At 49.5% G+C, this 10,517-nt stretch carries 10 protein-coding genes; 8 read left to right on the top strand and 2 right to left on the bottom strand.

From position 1 onward, the window contains the following. Positions 1-245, top strand: a 245-nt coding sequence (locus MVO87_RS02090; protein ID WP_297552020.1) for a hypothetical protein, incomplete at its 5' end; no start/stop codon positions are given. 19 nt (positions 246-264) lie between these two features. Here MVO87_RS02090 and MVO87_RS02085 read toward each other — a convergent pair. Next, positions 265-1,068: a class I SAM-dependent methyltransferase gene (locus tag MVO87_RS02085; protein ID WP_297513453.1), complete on the bottom strand. Its 804-nt coding sequence runs from the start codon at positions 1,066-1,068 to the stop codon at positions 265-267. Positions 1,069-1,442: 374 nt separating this feature from the next. Between MVO87_RS02085 and MVO87_RS02080 the strand changes: the two genes are divergently transcribed. After that, positions 1,443-2,327 (top strand): hypothetical protein, encoded by an 885-nt coding sequence (locus MVO87_RS02080; protein ID WP_297513443.1) that lies wholly within the window; start codon positions 1,443-1,445, stop codon positions 2,325-2,327. Between the two features lie 5 nt (positions 2,328-2,332). Beyond that, the gene (locus MVO87_RS02075) at positions 2,333-2,767 is read left to right on the top strand and encodes a hypothetical protein (protein WP_297513445.1); all 435 of its coding nucleotides are present in this window, start codon (positions 2,333-2,335) and stop codon (positions 2,765-2,767) included. A 799-nt stretch (positions 2,768-3,566) separates the two neighbouring features. On the opposite strand, the gene leuS is transcribed toward MVO87_RS02075, so the two are convergent. Continuing rightward, positions 3,567-6,467 (bottom strand): leucine--tRNA ligase, encoded by a 2,901-nt coding sequence (gene leuS, locus MVO87_RS02070; protein WP_297552018.1) that lies wholly within the window; start codon positions 6,465-6,467, stop codon positions 3,567-3,569. Between the two features lie 225 nt (positions 6,468-6,692). Here leuS and MVO87_RS02065 point away from each other — a divergent pair, with 225 nt between their 5' ends. From MVO87_RS02065 to MVO87_RS02045, 5 genes are all read left to right on the top strand, one after another. Then, the gene (locus MVO87_RS02065) at positions 6,693-7,709 is read left to right on the top strand and encodes a DUF835 domain-containing protein (RefSeq protein WP_297515775.1); all 1,017 of its coding nucleotides are present in this window, start codon (positions 6,693-6,695) and stop codon (positions 7,707-7,709) included. A 119-nt stretch (positions 7,710-7,828) separates the two neighbouring features. Further along, complete coding sequence (locus MVO87_RS02060) at positions 7,829-8,785, top strand: hypothetical protein (protein ID WP_297515772.1); 957 nt, start codon at positions 7,829-7,831, stop codon at positions 8,783-8,785. After that, positions 8,782-9,540: an ABC-2 transporter permease family protein gene (locus MVO87_RS02055; RefSeq protein WP_297515769.1), complete on the top strand. Its 759-nt coding sequence runs from the start codon at positions 8,782-8,784 to the stop codon at positions 9,538-9,540. The genes MVO87_RS02060 and MVO87_RS02055 overlap by 4 nt, the downstream gene beginning before the upstream one ends. After that, complete coding sequence (locus MVO87_RS02050; RefSeq protein ID WP_297515767.1) at positions 9,537-9,986, top strand: hypothetical protein; 450 nt, start codon at positions 9,537-9,539, stop codon at positions 9,984-9,986. The genes MVO87_RS02055 and MVO87_RS02050 overlap by 4 nt, the downstream gene beginning before the upstream one ends. Further along, on the top strand, positions 9,983-10,517 hold a 535-nt coding region (locus MVO87_RS02045; RefSeq protein WP_297552017.1), incomplete at its 3' end, for an ABC transporter ATP-binding protein. The genes MVO87_RS02050 and MVO87_RS02045, both read left to right, overlap by 4 nt.

Below are 10,517 nucleotides of genomic sequence, written 5' to 3'. Positions count from 1 at the left end.
TCGGCGTTGGGCCGAGAGAGCTCGCAAAGACTTCTCTAATTGCGGTTCCGGTCGTTCTCGCTGCCGTGTTGGGGCTAATAAGGCTCGTGGCTTCCTTCGTTGAAGCGTCGGCATCTGGCCCCACCGAGGGCGATGGATTTATGATAGTTCTGCTCTTTCTCCTGCTACCGTCCATTCTGCTGGGCCTTCTGGGGAGTCTTTTTGAACTTTCCCTGTGGAGGTGGGATGGCAACCTCTCGACCTGATGTTTCTGGGTTTCTCTTTTCAGCGCTTTGCAATCAGCCACCCGGCCGGAGGATGCTCCGCCCCGGCCTTCCACTTTTCGTGGGCTTCTTCCCACCTTCTCAAAAGCTCGGCGCGCTTTTCCTCGTCTTCTATCCTCTCCACGTACTCGCGGGGAATGTAAGCGAGGTAGTGTGGCAACTTGGGCTCGAAGGTCCCGCTCTTGGCCACCCTTCCACCGGCCCGCTCAACGAGCTCCTTGAGCCTCTCAAGCGTCGGGTAGTGCAGGTCGTCCTTCTCGCCGAACAGCGCCTCAAAGATTTCCTCACGCAGGTTGTAGAGTTCGAGGTGCGCCCTCTGTCGCTCGGTGTTTGCCACAGGGAGGCTCTCCGCGATGAATACCCGCTCCGAGACCCGGAGCATCTCCGAGATGACCTTAACCATCGTTTCCTCGCTCTTCAGGCTTCTGACTCCGTGGACGAGAACCGCCAGGTCGAAGGCTCTGAACGGGAACGGCAACTCCCGCGCGTCGAGCTTGAGCGGGATTATCCTGTGCTTTACGCCGGCCGATGAGGTAACTTCCTCAAAGAAGCGCCAGCGGGAGCGGTCAACCGCAACGACACGGCCGGTGTCGCCGACGAGATAGGCGAGGGGAACGGTGGTTAGGGCATGCGCCCCGCAACCAATTTCAAGGACGTTCATTCCCGCTTTAATTGGTGCAAACTGGAGGACGCGGAAGCGTTCGAGCATTTCAACGTGGAGCCCATCAGAAAGTAAGAGTGGCTCATTCCGGGGCGAAATTTTTGAAAGAACTTCTCTCTTAAAGGCTTCCTCGCCAAAGAGCATAGAAGACACCGGAAAAAGCCAAAGGCGTTCTCTTTAAGGCGTTTTCGGAGAAAAGGTTTTATAAGTTGGGGGTGAATTGATAGCAGGGTTGAAATTCTTCTCTGGTTGGTTTTTTGTTAATGATGTATTTTGTTGGCGATATGTTGCTTGGTTGCATCACCATGCAAATCTCTTACTCAGGCTTCTTTTGGAAAGTTCGATAAGGAAAACCCACGTTGGAATAATTTTGTACTTGAAAAAAAAGGAAGATAATTTATTAATAATAAAAAGAAAAGCTTATAAGGATAAGTTTTACAGTTGACATTGCAGACAACTTTACGGAGGTGACCCCTATGCGGTGGAAGCCGCTGTTCGCAGTCCTGTTGGGACTGCTGATGATTGGGATGGTTGCAGGGGATACTTCTTCAACGGAACTGAAAGGAACTCCCACAAATGCCCCCGTTGTCATTGATTATGGAAATCAAATATCAACAGCAAAGTTATATAACTTTCTCAAAAACAATCTTAGTGTATCCGTGAGCTATCAAGACCTCATTTCAATTCAACGAATAACACCTGAGGATATCAAACAAGCCAGAGAATTAAAAGCTTCAGGGCTGACAGCTTCAGAAGTTAGTATACTAAAACTCATAAAGAAGATACAGTTAATGGAGTTCATTGCTTCCAAGGGTGGAGGAAATCCAGAAGTTATCATAAAGCTGGCTAGATTTCTAGGGGATCACGTCGTGTTTATTAAAAGCTCTCCAGTTAAACCCCTGAGTGGAGATTATAACGATTTGCTACTAGACGTTGGAGGTGTACATTTCTATCAGAATGACCCAGAAATACCTTATTATGTGATGGTGTGGGGAAATTACCTGTGGAAGGAAACCGAGAATCCGCTCTATGAGGGCTCTGATGATGTCGTTTACTATATCTGGGACGAGGCAGATGATTTAGTATTATTCAGAGATGTATATGCGTCTCCAGAAATGAGACGAGCAGGCTCTGCTCTAGGGGCAATTGCATATTACACCCCAGATAGTCTTCATTCTGGATACGTTAGACTGTATTTCGTACCAAAAACCCCATCAGTGTCAGGTAGATGGACAAGGGTGTCCATGACGTATGTTCATACTTACGGAATACGAGGAACTCTTAGCATTACTGTTGGGTATAAATACGTCCAAGTTAGTTACCAAACACGCTTAGGAGGCAAATGGAAAAAGTCGGATTACATAACGTTTGAAATAGACCCGGAGGGAGCTCTCAATAGGTGAGTTGGATGAAAAAGATTGTTGTTTTCTTTTTTATCCTCATAGCTCTTATTATGCTTGCGATATCACAAGAACCTACAGCCGAAAATACTATCAAAACAGAGATTTTTATAGACGGTAATCCTCTCTATAATGTGACTCATGTTAGCTCATGTCATGGAGAAGTTGAGTTAGATGTAATTATAGTTTCAAAGCTCAACGGAACTTGTGAAGTCTGTATAAATCCTATGAATGCCACGGTGTCTCCTTCTTGTACCAAGAAGAAAGTCATAACGGATAAAAATGTCTTTAAATTTGCTCTTTTTCCTGAGCAAAACACTACACGCCTGGTTATAGGGTATCAGGTCTCCTGCGAGTTCACTAATCACTTACAGATGATATCGATTTCCGAGGATGGGCTGGTAGTTATCAAGATAGCGGAAAACTCTTCATATAGTGGTTAGGACTTAAATGGCTCAAAAAGAAGATGAAAAGCAAGCTACAAAGCTATATATATCAACACGTGGAACCATGCCATGAGTGCTCAGGTGGATTCGAATCCCGATTTGAGTAAGAAGGTGTGGAGACCAGGGGACTATCCAACCAAAGAAGGAACAAGAGAAGACGCTGAAAACGATTATTAACAGAGGTGGTTCTAATGCGTAAAAAACTCTTAGAGTGTGCTCTTTTGATTTTCTTTTTAATCCTATGGTTTTCTTCGTGGCTAAAAAAAGCCTACTGGCTGGAACTCGTCTCTTTAATGGGAATCGTTGGGGTTGGATACACTTTCAAATCTTCGCTACGGTGGAAACTAACGATTGGGGGCTTTGTTTTGGTTCTCTCTCTACCCCTCGTCACATTGACGTTGGGAAAAACATGGTACTGGGTCATCATTTTTATGGTGCTACCCTCTTATTACCTCGGCTCACTGCTCAGGCTGTCGAGAACACCATTTAAGGCGTTGATTATTTCAGCTCTAATGCTTCCTCCTCTTATAATTCCCCTCCAGCTGAACATCTATCTCTGGACGGTCATAGCGCTTTACTGGCTGGTCTTGGGTTTGATCGGCGGCCGCATTCATTCCTCCTATTTGGAAGAACTCGTGCCTCCCCTCATAGTCTACACTCTCAGCTTGGTCATAGCGGTAACTCCCACCGTCACGGAAACCCAACTCCTGAAAGTGGCGTCTCTGATTGTCCTCCTGCCGGTTTATCCCATTGGTGCGTGGGTTACAATGGCTTTAAAAAGAAATAAAAAACAGACTTACTCAACAAACACAGCGGGCTTCAGCGGCATTGCCTGTTTCTTCTTTCCTCCCCTGTCCTCCTCGGGGTTGATTATCAGCTCGACGCTGAGTTCTTTCTCTATGAAGTCCTTGGCTTCCCTCAGCGCCTTTTCCTCGTCTATCCTCTTGACCTCGAAGGCCCTCTCCTTTATAAGGCGCTGTATCAGCTTGCTTATCTCCTTGCCGTGCTTCCTCATCTCCGGGTCCTTCATGAGCTCGGCCATCGCCGACTTGAAGTCCCTCTTCTCGGCAACGACCTCAATGACTCTCCACTTCCACTCCGGGGCGGTGTAGACGTAAACCCTGCTCGGGTTCTCTATCTTCGCAACGCGGATTATCTCCTTGACGTCCTCGATGAAGGCCTTGACGAACTCTTCCTCCGCTTCAACAGTCTCGTCCCACCACTCGGGGACTGGCTCTGGCCACTTCGCCAGGCTCACGAAGCCCTCTCCGCCCAGCTTCTCCCAGAGCTCCTCGCTGATGTGCGGTGTGAACGGTGCCATCAGCCTGACCCAGACGTCGGCGAGCTTTCTAAGGACGAAGCGCTTTGCCTCGTCGTCCCTGCCCTCGGTTCTGCGCATGTACCAGCGCAGGTCGTTGAGAACCGTGTAGAACGCCCACTGGACGGCAGTCCTCGTCCTGAACTCCTCAAGGGCCTTGGTGGTTCCCTCGATGGCCTTGTTAAGGCGGTGGAGCATCCAGCGGTCAATGGCTTTGAGCTCGACGCCCTCTTTGGCTTCATAGCTTGAGAACTCACTTATCAGCTCGTAGAAGCGCTCGACCTGCCTGCGGAGCTTTCCGACCTCCTTCCTGCGCCAGTCGAAGTCGCTGTCGTGTTCGGCAAGACCCATTATGTAGAGCCTCACAACATCTGCCCCGTTCTCCTCGATTGCATCTATGAAGTTCAGCACGTTGCCCTTGCTCTTGCTCATCTTCTGGCCCTCAAGCGTTCCGAAGCCGTTCACAGCTATGCCCTTGGGCCAGTGTTCGCGCCTGAATATCGCCACGTGGTTGAAGATGAAGAACGTCAGGTGGTTCGGTATCAGGTCCTTAGCTGAACAGCGCCAGTCGAGCGGGTACCAGTACTCGAACTCCTCCTTCATGTCGTGGATTGTCTCGGCTGGAATTCCAGTTTTTTCGGCAAGCTCTTTCTCCTTCTCCTCGCTGAAGTCCTCGCGGAAGATGTAGTCAAAGAACTCCCTCGTGAGCTTCTCCGGGTCGAGCCTGCCCTCCTCGCGGAGCTTGTTGATGTGCCTGCTTATCGTGTAGTAGGCCATGTAGATTGTCGAGTCGCTCAGGCTCTCGATAACCCACTCGGGGTCCCAGGGCAGGGGCGTTCCGAGGCCGACCTTTCTGGCACAGGCCTTCTTGTCGAGCCAGTCTATAACAGCCTCGAACTGCGCGCGCCTGCTCTCAGGGTAGATGGTCATGTTCGCCAGCGCTTCCCTCGCCTTCCCCTTCCACTCGGGGTTCCCGTAGTCTATGAACCACTGGTCGTGGATTATCTTGATAACGGCCTGGTTGCCGAAGCGCGAGATGACGGGCTTCTCCGCGAACTCGTACATTATCTCCGCTATTCCCTTCTCTTGGAGCTCCTTTGCGATGAGCTCTTTGACCTCCTGGACGGGCTTGCCTTTGTAGGGCTCAATCTTGAAGATTCCCTTGTGGTACTCGGCCTTGTAGATGTTCTTTGTGGCCTCTTCGAGCTTCTCCTTGTCCCTCTGGCTCTTCACGCCCAGTTTCTCAGCCTCCTCAACGGCTGGAAACTCGCCGTAGCCCTCAAGCTCTATCAGCGAGATGTAGGTGATGTCCTCCAAAACGCGCGGGTCTATGTCGAACTTGAGGAGCAGTTCGGTTTCCTTCTTCAGGTCTTCGAGGGCTATGTGGTCAAAGGGGGCATGCGCTGGAACACTCATGACTACTCCCGTCGCGTTGTCCGGGTCAACGAACTCTGCGGGCAGGATAATGACCTCGTCCCCCGTTACTGGGTTCTTAACGTACTTGCCGATGAGCTTCTCGCCCTTGAACTCCTCGATGACCTCTATCTCTCTGTCCTGGAAGGAGAGCTTGTAGGCCGCTTCTTTGCTGATTATCCAGGTCTCCTCCCTATCACCGCGCCTGACCTTCGCCTTGACGTAGGTGGCGTTGGGGTTGAGCCACATGTTGGTGACGCCGTAAACCGTCTCGGGCCTGAGCGTCGCCGCGGGCAGGTAGATTTTCTCGCCGTTCTCCTCCAGGATGAACTTGATTATGACGTACTCAAGAATCTGGACGTCTTCGCCTTCCATTATGTCGTGGTCGCCGAGGGGAGTTCCAACAACAGGGTCCCAGCGGACGCGGTGGGCACCCTTAACGACCAGCCCCATGTCCTTTAGCGTCCAGAACTGCCACTCCACGAACTTGCTGAAGGGCGGGAAGAGTGAGGTGGTGTGGAACTCGCGCGTCCAGTCCACGCTAAAGCCGGCCCTGATGAAGGTCTCCTTCGCGGCCTTCATGAAGTACTTGACGATTTCCTTGGGGTCTTCGAACTTCCAGAGAATATCCTCGGGCACCTTGTAGACGTCGCGGTAGATGTGTATGGTCTTCGGGTCGCGGTTCTTTATGCGCTCTGCTATGCCCACTATTGGAGCTCCCGTGATGTGCCACGCCATTGGAAACAGCACGTTGTAGCCCTGCATCCTCTTAAAGCGTGCTATGACGTCGGGAATCGTGTAGGTTCTCGCGTGGCCGACGTGGAGGTGCCCCGAAAGGTAGGGAAACGCTACCGTTATGTAGAATTTCTTCTCCTTGGGCTTCGCGTTTCTGTCGGGCTCGAAAACCCTCTCCTCAAGCCAGCGCTTCTGCCACTTCTCCTCAATGGCCTTGAAGTCTACTTTCATGTCCAAACCTCCTCAAGGTTTTTCCAAAAGAGCGGGAGTCCAGAATAGGGGGGTTATCAGTAAAATCAGACACCGGTGTGATTCCAGCGGAGAAGACACTCCCCCCTCATCGGCATCGGTGCGAGTAACGGCTTTGGGTATTTAAGGTTTTTGTATGGTGTTTGGACAAAATCACAAACGTTTTGTACCCTTACCTTAAATAAAAGCCAATGGGGGGTGCGCTAAATGAACATAAGCGAACTGCTTGGTGTTATAATGGCCTCATTGAGCCTCACAATCTCCGCCCTGTTTGTCATGAAATGCCGCAATTCTGGGAAGTTTTATCCCTTCGCAGCTGCGGGCTGGATTTTTCTCTCCATCCACGCGATTCTCAGGGTTGCAGGTGTTCCCGCCCCCCTGAGGGAGGTGCTGACGTATCTTTTTGCTCTCTCGATTTCTCTATACATCGTTCTAAATGCCGTTGAGTTCAACCCCCAAAGCGCGAGGCTCTTGTGGATGTACATGCTTATACCTCTCTCTCACGTCCTTTATCGAGTAGTCAAATACGCTGGAGTAAAGCTTCCGGTCGGTGTAGGTGGAATCGCGGGGGACTCAGGAATGATGCTCCTCATAACAGCTTACATCGCATACGTTACCTTCAAAAGGGTAATCCTACCCCTGTCCCTCCTCCCAATTGGGACCGTTCTTTTGTTCTACAAGGTTCTTCCAGGGACACCACTTGGATTTTCTCTGATGGCCTTTGGAATCACTGTGTTCGCCATTGCAACGGTTAGGGTTATGAGCCTGAGATTATTTAAGGGCGGGCGCGTTCCCGAAGTCGAAACGACGGGGCTCGTGCTCGTTGAGGATAGAACGCTAAAGTCCCTTCTTGAGAAATACCGTGATGCCCCACTCCTGCTTCTTACCCGGAAGGACGGGGAGTTTCCTAAGAACTGGTCCGTTTTTAAAGTTTCCTCGGTTTCCTCTGATAATTCTATCCCTCCAACGGCCCTTGAAAAGCTTAGGCATATTATAGTCCAGTACCTGGTTGAGGCCAAGAAAAGTGGCTCAAGGGGACTCGTGGTGATTGACTGCCTCGATTTTCTGCTCCTATACAACGATAAACTTGCAGTTCTAAAGTTCCTCGGCGATGTTAGAGACCACGCGATAGTTAATGACGGTGTCGTCTTCGTGGCGGTCAGCGAGTCAATAGACGAGCACATGAGACGGCTCATCGAAAAACTGAGCGATGGGAGGGTCTAAAAATTTCATTAAGTGAGGTTCTAAAATTCGGCTATCCAATAGAAATGCTTAAATAATTCAAAGCACATTTAATTCTTGATTACCTTGTATTGTCTTCAGACTTCAGGAGGTGCTCTCAAGTGAGCAAGGAATTTCTCCTCTTTTTTCTGCTTTTGGTTGCCCTCTTTTCTAATGTAGCAGTCGGATGGAACTACGCTCCCAACTGGGTCAAGCCAGGTGTCTATTTTACGTATTCAGCGATTACAAACACAACCGTTAACTGGACCGCTCCCCACGCCCCTTCGGTTCTTGTCATGATATACAATGTGAGTGATGCGCCCGTTGGAATTTATTACAGGGGCAATGTTACGGTTACCTTCCGAATCCTGGATGTCACTAACAATATGGCTACGATTGAACTGGGAGTTTCAGGGAAGAGGGTACTGGTTAGAACCCTTGGGAATGTTACACCCTTCTGGGACGAGAACGAGCTTGTGATGGTGGACACTTTTCAGAATCAATCAATGATTTATCTTAAAAGCCTTGAGCTGAGACGCATCTACCGAGTGAACCTCACCGACGGCTACGTCTATGACCCAACGGGAAGGAGATACGGCAGGACGCTCCTATGGCACAATCCCTATCTCAAAAGCGGAGACTATCTTTTTATGAGCCCCGGTGGATTGAATGTCACTGTTTCGAGAATTGAAACTCTAAATGAGACATTTCTCACCTTCTACCGCCCGTTTAAACCCCCAACGATTATTATCACGACGACTCCCTTCAACGTTAAGATGGGCAATGCCCTCCAAGTTGGGGGAAAAGCAATGGCGTTTTACGACCCATCAACAGGGTTCCTGCTATCTTTCTTGGGTGTTGGGTGGGCGGATTTCCAGGCCTGCGGTTTTCTGACATTTATGGGCTCTACCAGGGCATTTCCGGGGGATGATGGCCTAAAGCTTGGAGGCCTGCTTCTCAGCGACACCAACGCTGAAGCCGTTGGGAATACTGTTCCCTACGAACCCTCTACCTCGCCTCTCCTCTATGTGTATTTGCTTGCCGTTGCCGGTGCAATTGTGGTCTCACTTAGGGGGTGAACTGGATGAGGGCTTTGATTTCATGGGAGCTCAACAGACCACTTGTCGTGATGACGTTCTTTGCTGGACTTGTTATGGGCTTTATCTCGGTTCATTCAGATTATTTAAGCTCGTACTCCACTGTGCACGTTATCTCCTCCACTGTATCAGTTGAGTTATCTCCGTTCTCTCTCAGCGGTAGCGCGTTCTGGCACGTGCTTAAATCTCTTCCGAGGGCGGGCTTTTCGGTTTACTCATTCCTGGTAATCCTTCTCGGAACGCTGATTTTCAGACACGACAGGGACACCGGTTACGCGCTAACCCTCTACACTCTCCCCTACAGGAAGTCCAAAATATTCCTCGCAAAGCTGGTCTCTCTCCTGTTTCTCACAGTTATGATGTTTTACTTCCCGCTGTTCCTTTCGGTCTTCCTTTCAAGTGCAACCGTTGCTGTACATATTCCCTTTATTCTCGATGGAGCTTTTCTCAAAACTCTCATTTTGATAACCCTTGCACTAGTTTATGTTGCAACACTGACGGCTTTTCTTTCTATGGTCCTTAGGGGCATGTTTCCAACGCTTATCGGGAGCTACCTAATCGTCCACATATCTAATGCCTTAGGTGGGGGTAAATTGCCTCCTTTCAGCCTTTTCATTAGGGCTATGGAGATTAACCCCTCTCTATTGGATTCATCAGTTGTCCTTCAAGGTATCTTCCTTCCACTCCTACTTATAATTCTGGGTGTAATCGCTTCCGAGAGGAGGGATGTTCTGTGAGGCTCGCCCTGGTTATATCGCTCTTTCTAATGCTCCTTCCGGGCTTGGCATACCTCAACTATCGGGAATTTTCGGAGGATGAGCACTTTATTGGTCCCCATTCGCTAACGCCTTCCACCTCAACAAGCCTGAACTACATTGACTTCTACTTTCCCTCAAAGGCTCTAGCAGAAATAACATGTACCTCAGGCTCAGGAGAAATTTACATCGCTGATTCCCTTAAAAAAGAGCCCCTGGTCAACTTCTCCTTCATTGGTACCCTCTCGGCTGAGTTCGTGGTTCCTCACGAGGGCAACTATGTGGTGTTCTATAAAGGAAGCGGGGAGACTCAGTGCCTTATTCGGTTCAAAAGACCATATCCAACAAGAAAAGTTCAGGATGCATATCTTATAGCTGGAATCTTTGGTTCGTTTCTCTTTGCTATTCTCTGGAGGGGTAAGAGATGATAAGGGCAGAGGGTCTTATTAAGCGTTTTGGTAGCATAGTTGCCCTTGATGGCATTAACGTTGAGATAAACGAGGGGGTGACATTGATTTTAGGCCCCAATGGTGGTGGAAAAAGTACATTCCTCAAGATTGTTGCCGGTGTTTATAGGCCTACTTCCGGAACCGTCAGGGTTTTTGGTAGAGACCCTTGGAGCAACGAGGAGCTAAAGAGGGAAATCGGGGTCTCCTTCGACCCTCCCTCAGTGCCATCCCTCATCACTGGAAGGGAGTGGCTCGAGTTTATAGCCAGAGCAAGGGGTTACAAAAAAGACGAAGTTGAACATGTTGCCAATCTTTTTGAGATAGATTACTTGGATGAGACCATTCGAAACTACTCATCCGGAATGCGCAAAAGGTTGGCTATAGCACAGGCGTTCATTGGAAAGCCCAGGCTGGTAATCCTCGACGAACCTTTGGCTAATCTCGACTTCGACCAGATTAGAAAAGTTGTGAAAATCCTAAAGGAGCTCAGAGAGCGCACAAACTTTGTAA

This window comes from Thermococcus sp., assembly GCF_027063845.1.
In the GTDB taxonomy this organism is placed as follows: Archaea; Methanobacteriota_B; Thermococci; order Thermococcales; family Thermococcaceae; genus Thermococcus.
Note: the sequence above shows the minus strand (reverse complement) of the source record. Positions and strands in the feature narration are given on the sequence as shown.